The organism is Propioniciclava sp., assembly GCF_036744435.1.
Lineage (GTDB): Bacteria > Actinomycetota > Actinomycetes > Propionibacteriales > Propionibacteriaceae > Propioniciclava.
In genome coordinates this window covers 1-18,953 of record NZ_DAIOIA010000053.1, presented here as the reverse complement: position 1 = coordinate 18,953, position 18,953 = coordinate 1, and the positions used below count along the sequence as shown (strand labels likewise).

18 protein-coding genes are annotated in these 18,953 nt (G+C 68.2%); 3 read left to right on the top strand and 15 right to left on the bottom strand.

What is annotated here, in order from left to right; translation table 11 throughout:
* Both V7E09_RS08540 and ald read right to left on the bottom strand, forming a co-directional pair.
* On the bottom strand, window positions 1-1,239 hold a 1,239-nt coding region (locus tag V7E09_RS08540; RefSeq protein ID WP_324523257.1), incomplete at its 3' end, for an amino acid permease.
* On the bottom strand, window positions 1,223-2,341 hold the full coding sequence (gene ald, locus V7E09_RS08535) for an alanine dehydrogenase (RefSeq protein ID WP_324510342.1): 1,119 nt from the start codon (window positions 2,339-2,341) through the stop codon (window positions 1,223-1,225). The genes V7E09_RS08540 and ald, both read right to left, overlap by 17 nt.
* 165 nt (window positions 2,342-2,506) lie before the next feature.
* Between ald and V7E09_RS08530 the strand changes: the two genes are divergently transcribed.
* A complete protein-coding gene (locus tag V7E09_RS08530) occupies window positions 2,507-2,989 on the top strand; it encodes an Lrp/AsnC family transcriptional regulator (protein ID WP_324510341.1) in 483 nt (160 codons plus the stop codon).
* Between the two features lie 59 nt (window positions 2,990-3,048).
* Here the strand turns inward: V7E09_RS08530 and gdhA are convergent, their stop codons facing one another.
* From gdhA to V7E09_RS08490, 8 genes are all read right to left on the bottom strand, one after another.
* On the bottom strand, window positions 3,049-4,392 hold the full coding sequence (gene gdhA / locus V7E09_RS08525; RefSeq protein WP_324510340.1) for an NADP-specific glutamate dehydrogenase: 1,344 nt from the start codon (window positions 4,390-4,392) through the stop codon (window positions 3,049-3,051).
* Between the two features lie 142 nt (window positions 4,393-4,534).
* The gene (gene leuA / locus V7E09_RS08520; protein ID WP_324510339.1) at window positions 4,535-6,295 is read right to left on the bottom strand and encodes a 2-isopropylmalate synthase; all 1,761 of its coding nucleotides are present in this window, start codon (window positions 6,293-6,295) and stop codon (window positions 4,535-4,537) included.
* A gap of 189 nt (window positions 6,296-6,484) precedes the next feature.
* Complete coding sequence (locus V7E09_RS08515; RefSeq protein WP_324510338.1) at window positions 6,485-7,678, bottom strand: FUSC family protein; 1,194 nt, start codon at window positions 7,676-7,678, stop codon at window positions 6,485-6,487.
* Window positions 7,679-7,680: 2 nt separating this feature from the next.
* Window positions 7,681-8,694, bottom strand: a complete 1,014-nt coding sequence (era, locus tag V7E09_RS08510) for a GTPase Era (RefSeq protein WP_324510337.1) — start codon at window positions 8,692-8,694, stop codon at window positions 7,681-7,683.
* The gene (locus V7E09_RS08505) at window positions 8,691-10,076 is read right to left on the bottom strand and encodes a hemolysin family protein (RefSeq protein WP_324510350.1); all 1,386 of its coding nucleotides are present in this window, start codon (window positions 10,074-10,076) and stop codon (window positions 8,691-8,693) included. The genes era and V7E09_RS08505 overlap by 4 nt, the downstream gene beginning before the upstream one ends.
* Before the next feature lie 71 nt (window positions 10,077-10,147).
* On the bottom strand, window positions 10,148-10,603 hold the full coding sequence (gene ybeY / locus V7E09_RS08500) for an rRNA maturation RNase YbeY (RefSeq protein WP_324510336.1): 456 nt from the start codon (window positions 10,601-10,603) through the stop codon (window positions 10,148-10,150).
* Complete coding sequence (locus V7E09_RS08495) at window positions 10,600-11,679, bottom strand: PhoH family protein (RefSeq protein WP_324510335.1); 1,080 nt, start codon at window positions 11,677-11,679, stop codon at window positions 10,600-10,602. The genes ybeY and V7E09_RS08495 overlap by 4 nt, the downstream gene beginning before the upstream one ends.
* A 70-nt stretch (window positions 11,680-11,749) precedes the next feature.
* Window positions 11,750-12,190: a DUF5709 domain-containing protein gene (locus V7E09_RS08490; protein WP_324510334.1), complete on the bottom strand. Its 441-nt coding sequence runs from the start codon at window positions 12,188-12,190 to the stop codon at window positions 11,750-11,752.
* A gap of 106 nt (window positions 12,191-12,296) precedes the next feature.
* On the opposite strand from V7E09_RS08490, the gene V7E09_RS08485 reads away from it, so the two are divergent.
* Window positions 12,297-13,028, top strand: coding sequence for a queuosine precursor transporter (locus V7E09_RS08485; RefSeq protein WP_324510333.1), 732 nt, complete (start codon window positions 12,297-12,299; stop codon window positions 13,026-13,028).
* Here V7E09_RS08485 and V7E09_RS08480 read toward each other — a convergent pair.
* Genes V7E09_RS08480 through hrcA form a run of 5 tightly spaced genes read right to left on the bottom strand, consistent with a single transcriptional unit; the run spans window position 13,017 to window position 17,975 of the window.
* A complete protein-coding gene (locus V7E09_RS08480; protein ID WP_324510332.1) occupies window positions 13,017-13,739 on the bottom strand; it encodes a PP2C family protein-serine/threonine phosphatase in 723 nt (240 codons plus the stop codon). The two genes, V7E09_RS08485 and V7E09_RS08480, sit on opposite strands and share 12 nt — an antisense overlap.
* Window positions 13,736-14,983 carry a tRNA guanosine(34) transglycosylase Tgt gene (gene tgt / locus V7E09_RS08475; RefSeq protein ID WP_324510331.1) on the bottom strand — a complete coding sequence of 416 codons (1,248 nt, stop codon included), beginning with the start codon at window positions 14,981-14,983 and terminating at the stop codon, window positions 13,736-13,738. The genes V7E09_RS08480 and tgt overlap by 4 nt, the downstream gene beginning before the upstream one ends.
* A complete protein-coding gene (locus V7E09_RS08470; RefSeq protein ID WP_324510330.1) occupies window positions 14,980-15,726 on the bottom strand; it encodes a 16S rRNA (uracil(1498)-N(3))-methyltransferase in 747 nt (248 codons plus the stop codon). Before V7E09_RS08470 ends, tgt begins: the two co-directional genes overlap by 4 nt.
* Window positions 15,727-15,755: 29 nt before the next feature.
* Complete coding sequence (dnaJ, locus tag V7E09_RS08465; protein WP_324510329.1) at window positions 15,756-16,928, bottom strand: molecular chaperone DnaJ; 1,173 nt, start codon at window positions 16,926-16,928, stop codon at window positions 15,756-15,758.
* 36 nt (window positions 16,929-16,964) lie between these two features.
* Window positions 16,965-17,975, bottom strand: a complete 1,011-nt coding sequence (hrcA, locus tag V7E09_RS08460; protein WP_324510328.1) for a heat-inducible transcriptional repressor HrcA — start codon at window positions 17,973-17,975, stop codon at window positions 16,965-16,967.
* A gap of 135 nt (window positions 17,976-18,110) precedes the next feature.
* Between hrcA and V7E09_RS08455 the strand changes: the two genes are divergently transcribed.
* Window positions 18,111-18,947: an MBL fold metallo-hydrolase gene (locus tag V7E09_RS08455; protein WP_324510327.1), complete on the top strand. Its 837-nt coding sequence runs from the start codon at window positions 18,111-18,113 to the stop codon at window positions 18,945-18,947.
* Window positions 18,948-18,953 lie beyond the last annotated feature (6 nt).

Sequence of the window (18,953 nt, the reverse complement as noted above, 5' to 3'; positions counted from 1 at the left end):
GTAGGAGCACAGGATCAGGGTCCACACGAAGATGAACAGCACCGAGGCCACCGTCGTGGCGAGCGTGAACGCCTCCACGATCGAATCCGTCGAGTAGAGCAGGATGATGCCTGGCGCCAGACAGCAGCAGGAGAAGATCAGGCCCTTGGCAGGGACCTTGTGCTTCGACAGCATCCCGAACAACGCCGGCGCCTTCTTGTCCAGAGCGAGCCCGTACAGCATTCGCGAGGTGGAGTAGATGCCCGAGTTCGCCGAGGACGCCGCGCTGGTGAGCACCACGAAGTTCACCACCGAGGCGGCGATGCCGATCCCCGCCAGGCCGAACATCGACACGAAGGGGCTGACGCCCGGGTCGATGAGCCGCCACGGGGTGACGCACATGATCGCCGCCAGCGCCAGGATGTAGAACAGCCCGACGCGGATGGGGATGGCGTTGATCGCCTTGGGCAGCGTGACACTGGGGTCCTTGGTCTCGGCCGCGGCCGTCCCGACCAGTTCGATGCCGAGGAAGGCGAAGAAGGCGATCTGGAACCCGGCGAGGAAGCCCGCCACGCCCATGGGGAACATGCCTCCGTCGTTCCACAGGTTGTCCAGGGCCGCCCGGTGCCCGTCGGGTGCGACGAACCCCGTGATGACCATCACGATCGCCACCGCGATCAAGGCGATGATCGTGACGACCTTGATCAGGGCGAACCAGAACTCGATCTCCCCGAACAGTTTCACCGTCACCAGGTTGAGCCCCAGCAGGAGCAGGACCAGGCACACGGAGGCGACCCATTTGGGCAGGTCCGGCGCCCAGTAGGACACATAGGCGGTCACAGCGACCAGGTCCGCCATGCCGATGACGATCCAGCAGAACCAGTACGTCCACCCGGCGAAAAACCCGGCCCACGGGCCCAGGATGTCTTCGGCGATGTCACGGAACGACTTGTACTTCAGGTTCGACAGCAGCAGTTCGCCCATCGCCCGCATCACGAAGAACAGGAAGAACCCGATGATCGCGTAGACGAACAGGATGGACGGCCCCGCCAGCGAAATCGTCTTGCCCGACCCCATGAACAGGCCGGTGCCGATCGCACCGCCGATGGCGATCATCTGCAGGTGCCGGTTGCCCAGCGCCCGCTCCAGATGCTCCTCGGGAGGGTCCGCCCCGGGGGGCGGACCGATCAGCGACTTCTCCGAGCCATCCTCGCGCGCGGCCGTGTGCGCGGCCGAGGCGCCCTCACGCGGTGAGGACATGGCTAGGAGCGGTGAAGGCGTGGCCCCAGGCTGCGGCCACGGGCTCGCTGGTCAGCATGCCACCCGTGGTGGACAGGCCCGCAGCGAGCGCAGGATCGCTGCGCAGCGCCTCCCGCCAGCCGAGGTCGGCCAGCTTGGTGATGTAGGGCAGGGTGGCGTTGGTCAAGGCCTGGGTGGACGTGACGGGCACCGCGCCCGGCATGTTCGCGACGCAGTAGAAGTAGCTCTGGTGGACCTTGAACGTCGGATCGGCGTGCGTGGTGGCGTGGGTGTCCTCGAAGCAGCCACCCTGGTCGACAGCGACGTCGACGAAGACGGAACCGGGCTTGGCGGACGCGACCATCGCGTTCGTGACGACCTTCGGGGCCCGAGCGCCGGGGACCAAGACGGTGCCGATGACCAGATCGGCGTCGCGGACGGCCTGCTCGATCGCCCACGCGGTCGACATCATCGTCGTGACGCGGCCGCCGAACTCGGTGTCGATGGCGACCAGACGGGACGTGTTGACGTCGAAGACGGTGACGTTGGCACGCAGCCCGACCGCCATCTGGGTGGCGTTCTGGCCCGCGTTACCGGCTCCGATGACGAGCACCTTGGCAGGTGCCACGCCGGGCACACCCGGGATGAGGATGCCCTCGCCGCCGTGATGCTTCATGAGGGCCTCGGTGCCGACGAGGGCGGCCAGGCGTCCGGCGACCTCGCTCATCGGGCGCAGCAGGGGCAGTCCGCCGTCGGCCGTCTGGACGGTCTCGTAGGCGATGGACGTGGTGCCCGAATTGACCAGGGCGTCGGTCTGCGGCTTGTCCGCCGCCAGGTGCAGGTAGGTGAACAACACCAGGTCGGGACGCAGGAACTGGTACTCCGAGGCGATCGGTTCCTTGACCTTGATGAGCAGTTCGGACGTTCCCCAGACGTCACCGGCCGTCGGGAGCAGGGTGGCTCCGGCCGCCACGTACTCCTCGTCGGAGATGCCGGAGTTGACGCCGGCCCCTGCTTGGATGAGGACGTCGTGACCGCGCTGGGTCAGGTGGTGAACACCGGCCTGGGTGATGGCCACCCGGGACTCTTGGCTCTTGACTTCCGTCGGCACTCCGATGCGCATGACTTGCCTCTCGACTACTCCGCCTTGCTTCGTTGCAGGGAGCGAGTGGAAGAAGTATCTGGGTCAGATGCGGGGGTTTATCAGTCCCGCGGGCCCAGGTCCGCAGATCCTTTCGGTATCGTCTTTTTGGATGGTCTCCCCAACGTGAGGGCAACGATGCCGAGAATGAAGACTCTTCGGGATTTGGACCACATCGACCGGCAGATCGTGACACTGCTGGCCCGTGATGGCCGTATGCCGAACCAGGCGGTAGCCGATGCCGTGAACATCGCAGCGTCGACGGCGCACCACCGCATCGCGACACTGGTCGGCTCCGGGATCATCAAAGGGTTCCACGCAGAGATCAGCCCTGAGGCGGTCGGCCGCGCTCTCACCGCGGCGATCCTGCTGCAGGTGCGTGCGGCGTCCCGTGCCCGGCTCGAATCCGAGATCGAGCGCATCTCCGGCCTGCCGGGGGTGCTCCGGGTCAGCCTGCTGGCGTCTCTGTTCGATCTGCTGGTGATCGTCGCCATGCCGGACCCGGGCGCCTTGTCGGACTTCGTCTTGCACGAGCTGAGCGAGCACCCCGAGATCGCCTCGACGCAGACCTGCGTGATCATGTCGGAGTACCCCGGACAGCGCGGGCTGGAGTTCCTCAACGACCGCTGACGTCGACGGGCGACAGCGACGCTGACGCCGCCCGGTGAGGGGCGGCGTCAGCGAGGCACTCAGATGACGCCGAGCGCCATCATCGTGTCGGCGACGCGGATGAAGCCTGCGATGTTGGCACCCAGGACGTAGTCCCCGGGCGCGCCGTACTCCTCGGCGGTCGCCCAGCAGCGCTCGTGGATCCCGACCATGATGTCGTGCAACCGCTCCTCGGTGTGCTCGAAGCTCCAGGAGTCACGCGAGGCGTTCTGCTGCATCTCGAGGGCGGAGGTGGCGACGCCACCCGCGTTGGCCGCCTTGCCCGGGGCGAACCGGACGCCGTTCGACGTGAACGCCCGGATGGCGTCGGGCGTGGAGGGCATATTGGCGCCCTCGGCGACCAGCGTGCAACCGTGGCCGATCAGCGCCCGTGCACCCCCGATGTTCAGCTCGTTCTGGGTGGCGCACGGCAGCGCGATCTCGCAGGGAACGTCCCAGATCATGCCGTCGGAGATGAACCGCGCGGACGGGTTGGCGTCGGCGTACTCGCTGATGCGGCCGCGGCGGACCTCCTTGAGCTCCTGCATCTGGGCAAGGTCGATGCCCGACTCATCGACGATGTAGCCCGAGGAGTCGGACATGGCCACCACGGTGCCGCCGAGCTGGTTGACCTTTTCCAGGGCATAGATCGCCACATTGCCGGAGCCCGACACAACGACCTTCTTGCCATCAAAGCTCTCCCCCGACAGCTTGAGCATCTCCTCGGCGAAGAACACCGTGCCGTAGCCCGTGGCCTCGGTGCGCGCCCGCGAGCCGCCCCAGTCGAGGCCCTTGCCGGTGAGCACGCCGGACTCGTAGCGGCCGGTGAGCTTCTTGTACTGCCCGAACATGAACCCGATCTCACGTCCGCCGACGCCGATGTCGCCGGCCGGGACGTCGATGTCGTGTCCGATGTGCCCGGCCAGTTCCGTCATGAAGGACTGGCAAAAGCGCATGATCTCGTTGTCGGACTTGCCCTTCGGGTCGAAGTCAGACCCGCCCTTGCCGCCGCCGATCGGCATGCCGGTCAGGGCGTTCTTGAAGATCTGCTCGAAGCCGAGGAACTTGATGATGCCCAAGTAGACGCTGGGGTGGAACCGCAGACCGCCCTTGTAGGGCCCCAGGGCACTGTTGAACTGGACGCGGAAGCCACGGTTGGTGTGGACACGGCCCCGATCGTCCTGCCAGTTCACCTTGAAGATGATCTGCTTGTTGGGCTCACAGATGCGGGGGATGATGCCCATCTCGCCGTACTCGGGCCGCTTGGACACGACCGGGCCGAGCGATTCGAGCACTTCGCGCACCGCCTGGTGGAACTCCGCCTCGCCGGGGTTTCGGCGCACGACGATGTCGAAGTCCTCTTGCAGGTCGGGTGTGAGCTCCATGGATTCTCCTATCAACGGCGACAACGAACCGACGGCAGTCTAGGGATGCCGGGATGGCTGCATGCGCCGATCCCACGTTTAGCCGCCCGTCCGCGGACGCACAACGCCCGCCCGTCACGAGGACAGGCGGGCGTCGCGGGGATCACTCGGGTCGGTCGGTGCGGTTGATCGCGCTGATCACGGCACGCATGGAGGCGGTGATGATGGAGTTGTGCCGCCCCACCCCCCATACGACGCGGGCGTCGTCGCCCTCGCCGACCTCTGCCTCCACGTAGGCGGCCGCCAAGGCGTCACCGCCTGCGCTCAGGGCGTGCTCGGAGTAGTCGAGAACCCGGACCGGGAACCCGGCCGCGGCGATGGCATCCACGAAGGCGGACAGAGGGCCGTTGCCTTCGCCTCCCACCTGGCGTTCGGCGCCGTTGACCTTCAGTGCGGCGTCGACGGTGTAGACGCCGCCCTCGGCGGTGAGCTTGTACTGCAGCAGTTCCAGCGGGGTGTGGTCACCGAAGTACTCGGCTTCGAAGATCTCCCACATCGCTTCGCTGCCGACCTCGCCGCCCGCGGCGTCGGTGCGCTGCTGGACGACCCGGCTGAACTCGATCTGCAGGCGCCGAGGCAGATCCATCTTGTGGTCGTTCTTCATGATGTAGGCCATGCCGCCCTTGCCGGACTGGCTGTTGACGCGGATGACCGCCTCGTAGGTGCGTCCCACGTCGTGCGGGTCGATGGGCAGGTAGGGGGCCTCCCAGTGCAGGTCGTGCAGGCCGACGCCCTCGGAGTCGGCCTGCTTCTGCAGGGCCTCCAGCCCCTTCTTGATGGCGTCCTGGTGCGAGCCGGAGAAGGCCGTGTAGACCAGATCGCCGGCGTAGGGGTGACGCGGGTGGACGGGCAACCCCGTGCAGTACTCGACGGTGCGACGCACCTCGTCGATGTCGGAGAAGTCGATCTGCGGATCGATTCCCTGGCTGAACAGGTTCAGCCCCAAGGTGACCAGGTCCACGTTGCCGGTGCGCTCACCGTGCCCGAACAGGCAGCCCTCGACGCGGTCCGCCCCGGCCATCAAGGCCAGTTCGGTGGCCGCGACGGCGGTACCGCGGTCGTTGTGGGGGTGCAGCGAGACCGCGATGTTCTCGCGGTTGCGGACATGCCGGATGAAGTACTCGATCTGGTCGGCGTAGGTGTTCGGAGTGCTCATTTCGACGGTGGCGGGCAGATTGAAGATGATCTCCCGTCCGGCGTCGGGCTGCCACACCTCGGCGACCCGGTTGCAGACTTCGACGGCGAAGTCGGTGGGGGTCTGGGTGAAGATCTCGGGGCTGTACTGGTAGCCGAACTCGGTGTCGCCCAGGTACTGGTCGGCGTACTTCATGACCAGTTCGGTACCCCGGGTGGCCATGGCGATGCACTGGGACTCGTCGACGTTGAACACGACCCGGCGGAACAGTTCGGCGGTCGCGTTGTACATGTGGATGTTGGCCCGATGTGCACCCTGCAGCGATTCGGCGGTCCGCGAGATCAGATCCTCGCGGGCCTGGGTCAGCACGGAGATCTGCACATCGTCGGGGATGCGGTCCTCGACGATCAGCTTGCGCACGAAGTCGAAGTCGGTCTGGGAGGCGGACGGGAACCCGATCTCGATCTCCTTGTAGCCCATCTTGACCAGCAGTTCGAACATCTTCAGCTTGCGGGCCGGCGTCATCGGATCGATGAGTGCCTGGTTCCCGTCGCGCAGGTCCGTGGTCAGCCAGCGGGGGGCGTGGGTGATCTGCTGGTCGGGCCAGGTGCGATCCGGAACGCGCACCGGCTGGAAGGCCGAGTAGCGGTGGAAAGGCATGGGGCTGGGCTGCTGCACCGGCTTGCCCTGCTGCGCACGCGTGCCAGTGGTGACGGTGTTGGTGGTCATGGCGACATCTCCTGAAGGTCTCAACTGTGATTGCCAGGCGCGCGAAGAACACCGCAGCGAGTGAGCCTGACGCTCGATCCCCCCTACTTCGGTGGGAGAGCTAGGACCCGCTGCGGCGACCAAGAAGCAGGTACGCCCGTGCCATGTTCGCCATGGTACACATACCGCGGCCGAACCCCGCCACCCGGCTCATCCCCACAGCGGGGAGGCCAGGTCGTCGCTGTCGGGATCGGGGACGTCGTCGCCGCCCTCCACGAACGGGCGTCCGGTGGCCTCGGCGAGGGCGTTGCGCGCGTCCGAGCGGGACAGACCGCTGATCTGCAGCAGGTCGACGATGAGGGCGCGCATCACCGACATGAGCGCGATGTCGCGCCACTCGTCGGAGGTCAGCCGCGCCGGTGAGGCCCGCCGCGCGATGCCGAGCAGCGTGGCGCGCGCCCCCTCAGGACGCTGCCAGGCGCCGACGGACCCTGCGAGCGCGTGGGCGGCCCGGGACGCCTCCAGCACGAGCGCCCCGACCTCGCGCAGCGGACCGATCTCCTCGACCATCGACAGCCCCTGGCGCCCGAGCATGTAGGAGGATCGCTGGGCGCGGGCGGTCAACCGGTACAGGCGTCCGAGTTCGGCGACCTCGCCGCGCTGGCTCCACAGGCTCGGGTTGGCAGCCACCACCTCGCGAGCGGTCGACAGAGTCGTCTCCCACGTGTTGCTCACCTGTTGGACGACCTTGCGCTGTTCGCGGGCGTCCGCGAGTTCCTCCACGTCCCCGACGACGAGGCCACGACCGAGCATGTCGAGCAGTTGAGCGAACTCCGACAAGGTGGTGCGCGCATACCGGCGGGGGCGTTCCGTGGGATGGCGAGGCAGCAGCACCGCACCCACCAAGGCGACTAGCGCGCCCACGATGGCATCCATCCAGCGGCCGGTGAACCCACCCGACTGGGCCGCGTACGACGTCATCCCGACCACCACCATGGCGTTCACGCCGCCCTGCATGGTGGTGAGTTCGCCGCGGTCGAGGAACCGTCCGATCATGGCGCCGCTGATGAGGGCCAGGGCCATCTGCCACCACCCCGCACCGAGGTACAGCGAAATGACCTCGCCGATCAGGACGCCCACCGTGGCCCCCACGCCCATCTCGGCGACCTTGCGGGGCACCCGGTCCACCTTGAATCCGAGGCACACGAACGCCGCGATCGGCGCGAACAGCGGGGCTTGGCGCCCCAGAAGCTGCTCGGCCAGGAACCACGCCAGCCCGGCGGCCATCGCCGACTGCAGCAACGGCACGACCGAGCCGCGGACGCGGCGCAGCCCCGTCCGTACCTCACCGACCGCGAAGACGCCCCAGCGCCGCGCGCGGCTGGGAAGCGTGCGGCGGGTCACTCCTAGAACCCCAGGCGGTTCAGGTACTTCGCGTCGCGCTGCCATTCGGGCATCACCTTGACGTGAATCGCCAGATGGACCGGCATGCCCAGGAGTTCCTTGGCCTGGAGCCGCGCGATGCGGCCGACCTCCTTGAGCCGCTCACCCCGATGACCGATGATGATGCCCTTTTGGCTGTCCCGCTCCACGATGATGGACGCGAACACGTCCATCATCGGCTTGTCGGCGGGGCGGTCCTCCCGGGGACGCATCTCGTCGATGATGACGGCGATGGAGTGCGGCAGTTCGTCGCTGACACCCTCCAGGGCGGCCTCCCGGATCAGTTCGGCGATCCGGGTGTCGATCGGCTCGTCGGTGACCTCGTCGTCGGGGAACAGCACTGGCCCGGCCGGGAGCAGCCCGACGAGTTCCTCCACGACGATGTCGACCTGGTCGTCGGTCAGCGCCGAGACGGGCACGATCGCCTCCCAGTGCAGGCCGAGTTGCTCCTCCATGGAGGCGATCTTGACCAGGTGCTGGCCGATCCGTTCGCGGCTGACCAGGTCGGTCTTGGTGGCGAGGGCGACCAGCTTGGGTCGCCGGGGAAGCTCGGAGATTTCTTTGAGCAGGAACTCATCGCCCGGGCCGATGCGCTGGTTGCAGGGCAGGCATACGCCGATGACGTCGACACTCGACCAGGTCTCATAGACCATGTCGTTGAGCCGCTCCCCGAGCAGGGTGCGGGGCCGGTGCAACCCCGGGGTGTCGACCAGCACGAGCTGCGCCTCTGGTCGGTTCACGATCCCGCGGATGATCCGGCGAGTGGTCTGCGGCTTGCTGGAGGTGATCGCGATTTTCTCCCCGACGATCGCATTCGTCAGGGTCGACTTGCCCGCGTTGGGTCGGCCGACGAAGCAGGCGAAGCCGGAACGGAACCCCGCGGGCGCCTCCCAGGACGCCTGCGCGGCACCTCCTGCCGACGCCGCCAGGGCCTGCTCCTCCGCGTCGAGGTCGAGATCCTCGTCGGGATGGCTCATGCTGATTCCTCTCCTGCCGGTGACCCGTCGGCCTGCTCGTGGTGGCGGCGGCCCTTCTTGGCCGACGCCGCCAGTTCGACGGTGGCGTCGACCGCCGCGTCGGTGTCGCTCGCCTCCCGGATGAGGCCCGCCACCACGGTCTGGATGGAATGCCGTCGCCCCGAGGCACGCTCCGCGACGAGTTCGATGCCCTCCCAGTCGACGACCGAGCCGGCGATCGGCACCTTGTTCAGCTCCTTGGCCATCAGACCGAGGACGGTGTCCACGTCATCGTCGTCGACCTTCAGCCCGAATAACTCCCCCAACTCGTCCACCGGCAGCCGCGAACTGACCCGGAACCGGCCGTCGGAGAGCCGGACGACCGGCGCGATCTCCTCGTCGAACTCGTCGACGATCTCGCCGACGATCTCCTCCAGGATGTCCTCGATGGTGGCCAGGCCCGCGGTGCCGCCGAACTCGTCCACCACGATCACCACGTGGCTGCGGGTCAGCTGCATCTCCTTCAGCAGCGCGTCGACGGGCTTGCTGTCGGGGCAGAACGTCGGCGGGCGCATGAGCGAGTCGACGTTCTCCGACGCCTGCGCGTTCGGGTTGTCGTAGGTGCGCCGGATGACGTCCTTGAGGTAGAGGACGCCCAGCACGTCGTCGACGTCTTCACCGATGACGGGGATGCGGGAGAAACCCGAGCGCAGCGCAAGGGACAGCCCTTGCCGCAGAGTCTTGTCCTTCTCGATCCACACCATCTCGGTGCGCGGCACCATCACTTCCTTGACGATGGTGTCGCCCAGCTCGAAGACCGAGTGGATCATGCGTCGCTCGCCGGCCTCGATGAGGTCGGACGCCTCAGCCATGTCGACCATCTCGCGTAGCTCGGCCTCAGAGGTGAACGGGCCATCGGTGAACCCGCGCCCGGGCGTGATCGCATTGCCGATGATGATCAGGATCTGCGGGATGGGGCCGATCACGGTGGTGAGGGCGGAGATCAACCGGGTGCTGCTCAGCGCAATCCGGTCGGCCTTCTGACGACCCAGCGTGCGTGCAGCGACCCCGATCAGCACGAACGACACCACCAGCATCGGGACGATGGTGAACAGCAGGTCTTCCCACAGCGCCTCGACGTGGTTCGTCACGACGACGGCGACCAGCACGATGGCGCTGATCTCGCTCAGCAACCGCAGGAACAGGGCCGTGTTCAGGTAGGGGGCCGGGTCCTGCATGATCTGCAGGAGACGCTCGGCGCCACGCTTGCCCTCCTTGACGTGGGCTTCGGCGCGGGACTTACTGAAAGACTGGAGCGCCGACTCGATCGACGTCAGGACACAGGCCAGCAGCACGCACACGACGGCGACCACGAGCAGGATCCACTCGGTTTGGGTTAACAGGGGTACTCACGACTCCTTCTCGGCGATGCGCGCCAGTCTAGCGGCGCGCACGCGCAGGACAGCGCCCCCGGTCAGGCCGCGCGCGAAGCGTCCCAGGCCGCGATGATCCGATCGTTGAGCCCGAACATCACCCGCTTCTCCTCGGGTTCGGCGTGATCGTGGCCCAGCAGGTGCAACAACCCATGGACGAGCAGGTAGTCGGCCTCGCCGTCCGCGGTTCGTCCGTTGTCGGCCGCCTGGGCCGCCGTCACCGTCGGGCAGAGCACGATGTCGCCCAGCAGCCCGAGCGGCGGGTCCTCGTCGTCTCGCGGCGGACGCAGTTCGTCCATCGGGAAACTCAGGACGTCGGTGGGGCCGGGCAAGTCCATGAACCGGACGTGATAATCCGCCATGGTCGCCTCGTCGACCAGCAGGATCGACAGGTCTGCCTGAGGATGGATCCGCAACTGCTCCAGCGCGAACGCCGCCAGCCGAACCAGCCGGACCTCGTCGACCTCGATGCCGGACTCGTTGTTGATGTCGATCACGATGATTCCCCCGATTCGGTGCTGCGCCGCTGCCCGGCATGACGCGCCACGCGGCGCGCCGCCGGTCCGCCCGGCCGGCCTCGGGACCCCTGCGGTTGCAGGGAGTCGTAGCGGTCATAGGCGGCGACGATGCGGCCCACCAACCGATGCCGCACCACGTCCTGGTTGGTGAGCTGGCAAAACGCGATGTCGTCGACGCCGTCGAGGATCGACTGCACCTCGCGCAGACCCGACTTGGTGCCACCGGGAAGGTCGACCTGAGTCACGTCCCCGGTGACGACCATCCTCGAGTTGAAGCCGAGCCGCGTCAGGAACATCTTCATCTGCTCCATGGACGTGTTCTGCGCCTCGTCGAGGATGATGAACGCGTCGTTGAGCGTCCGGCCACGCATGTAGGCCAGCGGGGCGACCTCGATGGTGCCTGCGGTGAGCAGCTTGGGCACCGAGTCGGCGTCCACCATGTCGTGCAGCGCGTCGTAGAGCGGGCGCACATAGGGATCGATCTTGTCGTTCAGCGTGCCGGGCAGGAAGCCGAGCCGCTCGCCCGCCTCGATGGCTGGCCGGGTCAAGATGATGCGGTTGACCTCTTTGGCCTGGAGGGCCTGCACGGCCTTGGCCATCGCCAGGTACGTCTTGCCGGTGCCCGCCGGTCCGATGCCGAACACCACCGTGTGGGTGTCGATGGCGTCCACATACCGCTTCTGGTTCAGGGTCTTCGGCCGGATCGTCTTACCGCGCGTGGACAAGATGTTCTGGGTCAGGATCTCGGCGGCACGCGTGTCCGGGTCGGCGGACATGCCGATGACGCGCTCCACCGCGTCCGCCGTCAGGCCCTGCCCGGTACGGACGATGGTGATGAGTTCGGTCAGCACCTCGGCGGCCCGAGTCACGGCGTCGGCCGGGCCTGTGAAGGTGATCTCGTTGCCCCGCACGTGGACGTCGGCGTCCAGATGCGTCTCGAGGGTGCGCAGGAACTCGTCTCGGGGGCCGACGAGAGTGACCATCGGGATCGACGCGGGGACGGTCACCTGGCGGACGGCCTCACGGCCGGGTTGAATCTGGGATGACAGGGTCATTCCTCCATGCTGGACGGGAGACCGGGCAAGCGCCCGGCAGCTTCCCCCCAGTCTAGTTCGGGCGCAGGGCTCAGACGATGTCGTCGTCGTCCTGCGACTCGATGATGTGCATCGCGGCCTCTTCGGCGCTCGCGGCGCCACCGTCGATCCCGACCGCGAAAGCCACCGCCTCGCTGGTGGTGTCGGCGCCGGCCTCGCCGTGATTGGCATCGACCAGCCGGCCAGCCCGGACGCTGCCCACCTCGCGGGGTTCGTCGTCCGGATTCCACGGGGTCTCGTCGGGCCCGGCCGACTCCGGCTCTTCCTGGGCCACGCGCATCTCCAGCGTCTCGCCCTGGCGCTCCTCGGCGGGCGTGTTCCCGTAACCCATGCCGGGGGACCACTTGTCCGGGGGGACATAGCCCTCGTCGAGGACGTCGTCGACGCCTCGATCGATGAGCGTCTCGTCCGGTTGGAGCTGGTCGATGGTGTCAGGACCATCGTCGGTGATCGTGATCTCTTCCTCGCTCATGCACCGATCTTGCCACCAACCCACGCGGCGCGTCTGCTGCCCGGGTGTGCCCGTCAGGAGCGGTCGACACCGGAGCCCGCTCGCCCCGGGGGTAGCATGCGGCCCCGTGACCGACGCCAGCACCGTTCCCGCTTCGCCCGCCGAACGCCCCCCGCGCGGGCTGGCCGACTTGGTCGTAGCGGCCTTCGTCGGATTGCTGCTGATCGCGAACGTGGCGGCGACCAAGCTGATCGAATTGGGTCCCGTCGTGAGCGTGGGGACCGTGCAGATCCTGCCGCTGATCACCGACGGCGGGGCGCTGCTGTTTCCACTGACCTACATCCTCGGCGATGTCCTCGCGGAGGTGTACGGCCTCCGCCAGGCGCGCCGTGCCATCGTGCTGGGGTTCGCGATGGCGGCGCTGATGAGCGTGACGTTCCTCATCGTCGGGGCCGCTCCCCCAGCCTCGGACTGGGCGCTGCAGGATGCCTGGACGGCAGTCCTCGGCTTCGTCCCCAGGATCGTCGTGGCGAGCCTGCTGGCCTACCTCCTCGGGCAGTTGCTCAACGCCTGGGTGCTGGTGCGCATCAAGCGCCGCACCGGGGAGAACCGACTCTGGGTACGACTGCTGACCTCCACGGTCGCCGGCGAGTTCGTGGACACCCTCGTGTTCTGCACGATCGCGTTCGGCCCGCTCGGTGCCTGGATGGGCGGCGGCTCGATCCCGCTGCCCGCCCTGGTCAACTACATCGTGGTCGGCTTCGTCTACAAGGTCGGGGTGGAGGCCGTGCTGCTGCCGCTGACCTACAGGGTGATCGCCGCGGTGAAGCGGCGGGAGGACTCCGAGTCAGCCCTGTGAACCGGCGTCCACGACGATCGCGGTGACGTTGTCGCGCCCCCCGGCGGCGAGAGCGGCCTCGACGAGGGCGTCCGCCGCCGCCTGCGGCTCCCGCTCCGCCAGGCAGATCGCGCGAATGTCGGCGTCCCCGACCTCGGAGTTCAACCCGTCCGAGCACACCAGGAACCGCTCCGCCGGCGCGCAGGGAAGCAACCACACGTCAGGCTGCAGCGCCTGCCCCTGCCCGAGGCTGCGCGTGATGACGTTGCGGGCATGATGCGTCCGGGCTTGTTCGGGGGAGATGACCCCCTCCAAGACCAGTTCCTCGGTCTCGGAGTGGTCGATGGTCGCGCGCCCCAGGGCGCCGCCCACCAGGCGGTAGACCCGACTGTCGCCGACGTTGAGGATCGCCCAGGTGCGCGTCCCCGCCACCACCACCGACGCCACCCCGGTGACCGTGGCGCCCAGCCCTCGGGCCCTCGCGTGGTCGGCGCCGAACCGGCAGACCGCCTCGTTGGCGGTGTGCACGGCCGCGACCAGGTCGGCGGCCCGCAGGCTCCCGCGCCGAGCCAGCGGCGCGAAGGTGTCGATCACGATCTTGCTCGCGACCTCGCCCGCGGCATGACCGCCCATGCCGTCGGACACCAGCCACAGCCCCTCCGCGGCGAAGAAGGAGTCCTCGTTGCCGTGGCGCACTCGGCCGACGTGGGTGCGCACTCCCCAGGCCGTCACGAGGTCTTCTTGCGGGCGTAGAACCGGCCCAGGAACTCTGTCTTGTGCGCCGCGAAGTCACCCGCGACGATCCCCGCGCGGATGGCGTCGACCAGACGCACCGTGAAGCGCTCGTTGTGGATCGTCGCCAGCGTGGAGGCCAGCATCTCCTTGGCCTTGAACAGATGATGCAGGTAAGCCTTGGTGTAGTGAGCGCACGTGTAGCAGTCGCAGCCCTCCTCGATCGGGCCGAAGTCCCGGCGGCTGGACGCCGTCAGCAGGTTGTATCGGCCGTCGGCGGTGTAGACCGCCGAGTTGCGGGCCACCCGGGACGGGTTCACGCAGTCGAAGGTGTCGGCCCCGTTCTCGATGGCCGCGAAGAAGTCGTCGGGCTCGGAGATGCCCAGTAGGTGACGCGGCTTGTCCTCGGGGAGTTCGTCGGAACACCAGCCGACGATGGTGCCCAGATTCTCCTTCTCCAGCGCGCCACCGAGGCCGAACCCATCGAAGCGCTGACCGTCGACCTCGAGTGCGGCCAGCCCCCGGGCGGCGTGCCTGCGCAGATCCTCGTACTGGGCCCCCTGGACCACCCCGAACAAAGCCTGGTAGGGCTTGCTGGCGCGGGCGGCGGTGAGCCGGGCGTGTTCGGCCAGGCACCGCGCGGCCCAACGGTGGGTCCGCTCGACGGACTCCTCTTGGTAGCCGCGCGTGTTCATCAGGGTCGTCAGCTCATCGAAGGCGAACATGATGTCGGCACCCAGCTCGTGCTGCACCCTCATGCTGACCTCCGGCGTGAACCGGTGACGGTCACCGTTGAGGTGGCTCTTGAAGGTGACGCCATCCTCGTCCACCACGGCGAGGCGCTCCTTGCCAGCGGCGATCACGTCGTCGTCGGTCACGCCCGTCGCGTCCATCGCCAGGACCTTCTTGAACCCCACTCCCAGGCTCATCACCTGGAATCCGCCGGAGTCGGTGAACGTGGGCCCCGGCCAGTTCATGAAGGCGCCCAGCCCTCCGGCCTCGTCGATCAAGTCCGAACCGGGCTGCAGGTACAGGTGGTAGGCGTTGGCCAAGACCGCCTGGGCGCCGAGGTCGGCGACCGACTCGGGCAGGACCGCCTTCACCGTGGCCTTGGTGCCCACGACCACGAAGGCGGGGGTGGAGATCGTGCCGTGCGGGGTGGTGATGACGCCGGTGCGGCCGCGTCCACCCGGGACCACCGCCTGCGGCTCGAAACCGAAGGCGGTGGAGGAACCGTGGGTCATTTGGCCTTGCTCACCCGCCGCTGCAACGCCTGGAGTTGCGCCAGCGCAACCACGCCGGCCGTGGAAGTCCGCAAGACGCCGTCGCTGACCAGCACCGCGTGCGCCCCCGCCTGGACGAAGGCGCCTACCTCCTCCTCGGTCAGGCCCCCCTCGGGACCGACGATGACCAGCACGTCGCCGGACGCCGGAAGATCGACCTCCGAGAGCGTCGCGGTGGCGCTCTCGTGCAGGATCAAAGCGAGTGTCGTCTGCGGAATCAGTTCGACGAGTTCGCGGGTCCGCATCGCCGCGGTCACGATCGGAACCCGGAGTCGGCGGCTCTGCTTGGTGGCCTCCCGGGCTGTGGAGCGCCAGCGTCCCAGTTGCCGTTCCTCCCGGTCCTGGGTCCATCGGACGACCGAACGGCTCGACTGCCAGGGGATGATCCGATCCGCGCCGATCTCGGTCAACATTTCGACGGCCTGCTCGGAACGGTCGCCCTTCGCCAGCGCCTGCACCACGTGATAACGGACATCCGGGTCGCCGGAGGACAGCACCTCGGCGACCTCGATCGTCACACTCACCTTGTCGGTCTCGGTCACCGGCCCGCGGACGCCCGTTCCGGCACCGTCGCTGATGGTGATCGTCTCCCCCACGCGGATGCGTCGGACGGCCGCCGCATGGCGCCCCTCTTCGCCGCGCAGCGAGACGGTGTCGCCGACATGCGGGTGGTGCAGGTCGGCCAGGAACAACGCTTCGGTCATCGGCTCCTCGATCTCAGCCAGCGGTCGGGTCAGTCGGCGAAGGCGTCCTTCAGGCGTCCGAAGAACCCCTTGCCGCCGGCGCGGGCCACCGAGGCCTCGGGACGCGTCTCGTTGCGCTCCTGCGCCAATTGCCGCAGGAGGTCACGTTGTGCGTCGTCGAGACCGGTCGGGGTCTGCACCAACAGCGTAACGCCGAGATCACCTCGTCCGGTGCCGCGCAGCCGCGGAACCCCGCGTCCTTGGACGACGAGCCGGGCACCGGACTGGGTACCCGCGGGCACCTCGACCTTCACCTTGGCGTCCTCGGGGGCCGTGCCCTCCACGTCCGCCTCCAGCGTCTCGATCCAGACCTCGGTGCCGAGCGCGGCGGCGGTCATGGGCAGCTTGGCGACCATCTCCAGATTGTCGCCCTCCCGCTTGAACACCTCATGCGGGCTGACGGTCAGTTCCACGTACAGGTCGCCGGCGGGTCCGCCTCCCGGCCCGACCTCTCCTTGGGAGTCGAGGTGGACGCGGTTGCCCGGGCTGACCCCCGCGGGGATCTTGACGTTGATGGTGCGCGTGGAACGCACCCGCCCCTCGCCGGAGCACTCTCCACAGGGGTGCTGGATGATCGTGCCGTAGCCGCGGCAGGTGGGACACGGCTGGACGGTGCGGATGTCGCCCAAGAAGGAGCGCTGCACGGTCTGCACATCGCCGGAACCGTGACAGGTCGAACAGGTCACCGGTTCCTCGCCATCGGCCGACCCCTTGCCGCTGCAGGTGGGGCACACCACGGCGGTGTCGACGCGGATCGGCTTGGTGACGCCGAACGCGGCCTCCGCGAGCGTGAGGTTGAGCCGGACCAGTGCGTCTTGGCCCTTACGGACCCGGCTGCGGGGCCCGCGCGACGTCTGTGCGCCGAACATGGCATCGAACAGTCCGCCGACGTCGAAGCCCGCTGCACCGCCGGGGAACCCGTACCCGCCCATGCCGCCTGCCCCGCCGCCGCCCATAGGGTTGCCGCCGAGGTCGTACATCTGACGCTTCTTGGCGTCCGACAGCACGGCGTAGGCCTCGCCGATCTCCTTGAACTTCTCAGCAGAGCTGGGGTCGTCGGCGACGTCGGGGTGGTACTTCATCGCCAGCTTGCGGTAGGCACGCTTGATCTCGTCGCCGCTCGCGTCCCGGGACACGCCCAGAACCTCGTAGTAATCGCTCAACGTTGTCCTTCGTTCTTCACCTAATCGGGAGGTCGCTCAGCCCTCGGCCAGGAAACGGCCGACGTAGCGGGCCACGGCGCGCACGGAGGCGATCGCCGCGGGGTAGTCCATGCGGGTGGGGCCCATGATCCCCAGGGATCCCCACGAGGAGCCGTCGTCACCGTACCCGGAGGCGACGATGGATGCCGCCTGCAGGGGCTCGTAGGGGTTCTCGCGGCCGATGCGCACCCGCACGTCGTTACCGGCCGACTCCCCCAGCAGGTGCAGCAGCACCACTTGCTCCTCCAGGGCCTCCAGCATCGGTTTGACGGTGCTCTCGTACTGGTCGCCGAAGCGCGTGAGGTTCGGGACGCCGGCCACGGCCACCTTGGCGTCGGCCTCCTCCGAGACGATGTCGCGGACGGCATCGGCGATGGGGCCGGTGAGGCCGGAATCGTTCGGATCGGGAACTTCGGCGGCGGCGCTGAGCCGCTGCGCGGCCTCGCGGTGGGTCACCCCCAGGATCTGCTCGGCGATCCGGCTCCGGAGCCGCGCGAGGTGATGGTCGTCGCTCTGCGCCAAGGGTACGAACCGCTGTCCGATGGCGCCGCTGGAGGACACCACCATGACCAAACCGCGGTCGGCCCCCAGGGAGAGGATGTCGATGTGGCGGATCGTGGCACTGGAGATCAGCGGGTACTGGACGATCGCGACCTGCCGGGTGATCTGCGCGAGCAGCGCGACGGCGCGGCGCACGATCTCGTCGACGTCGAAGGCGCCCTCCATGAAGGTCTGGATCGCGCGCCGCTCCGCCACGCTCAGCGGCTTGACCGTGGAGAGCCGATCGACGAAGAGCCGGTAGCCCTTGTCGGTGGGAATCCGGCCGGCGGAGGTGTGGGGCTGGGTGATGTAGCCCTCGTCCTCCAGCGCGGCCATGTCGTTGCGCACGGTGGCGGGAGACACCTGCAGGTTGTGCCGTTGCACCAGTGCCTGCGAGCCGACCGGCTCGCGGCTCGACACGTAGTCGGTGACGATCGCCTTCAGGATCGTCAGTTTCCGATCGTCCATCCTTTCACCCCCTGGCCTACTGGCACTCGGACTCCGCGAGTGCCAGCATACGTGACCGCGGACCCCGATCCCGCATCTGTGCCCAGGCGCGCCCCGTAGGCCAACTCGGTGCCCGAGGGCGGGTAAGTTGGCGCGGTGACGTTCGAACTCGGTCCCTTCACCGCCATCGCTGATCGCGTGTTCATCGCCCGGGCGGAACCCGCCTCGGTCACGATCGGGCTGCTGGTGGGCGAGGAGTCGGCGGTGGTGATCGACACGGGCAGTTCGCCCACGCAGGGCGCAGCCATCCTCGCCGCCGCCCAGGAGCAGGCCGGATCGGTCCCGGTGCGTCACGCCGTCATCACCCATGCGCATGCCGATCACTACTTCGGCCTCGGAGGCCTGCCGGGAGTGAGTTCCGTGGCGCACCGGGGCCTCGTGGCCGCCGCACGCGCCGCCGAGGAACAGGCCAAGCCCGGCGTGGCCCCGACAGAACTCGTCGAGCCGTCGCGCACGTTCTCGCTCGCCACGACCATCGACCTGGGGGCGTGCTACGTGGAGATCGTGCACTTCGGCCGAGGCCACACCGATCACGACGTGGTGGTGCTGGTTCCCGGCCGGGGGGTGGTGTTCGCCGGCGATCTGCTGGAGAGCGAGGGTGGCCCTTGGGCCGGGGAGGACACCTGGCCGACCGAGTGGCCGCAGACGTTGGACGGCATGCTCGGCATCTTGAACAAGGCGTCGGTCGTGGTTCCCGGACATGGACCGCTCATGAGCCGCGAGGACGCCTTCGCTCAGCGCGCGGAGCTGGCCTGGTACGGGGGCAAGGCCGAGGAACTCTACGACGCGCGCACCCCGGCGCGCGGGGCCTGGCGCGAGGGCGCCGAATGGCCGTGGCCCCAAGCGCAATCCGAGGCCTTCCTAGAGGTGGCAATGCGACGCCTGGCCGCCTCGGGACGCCGCCCGAGCCGCTCGCTGCGGCTGCTCACCTAGTAACGT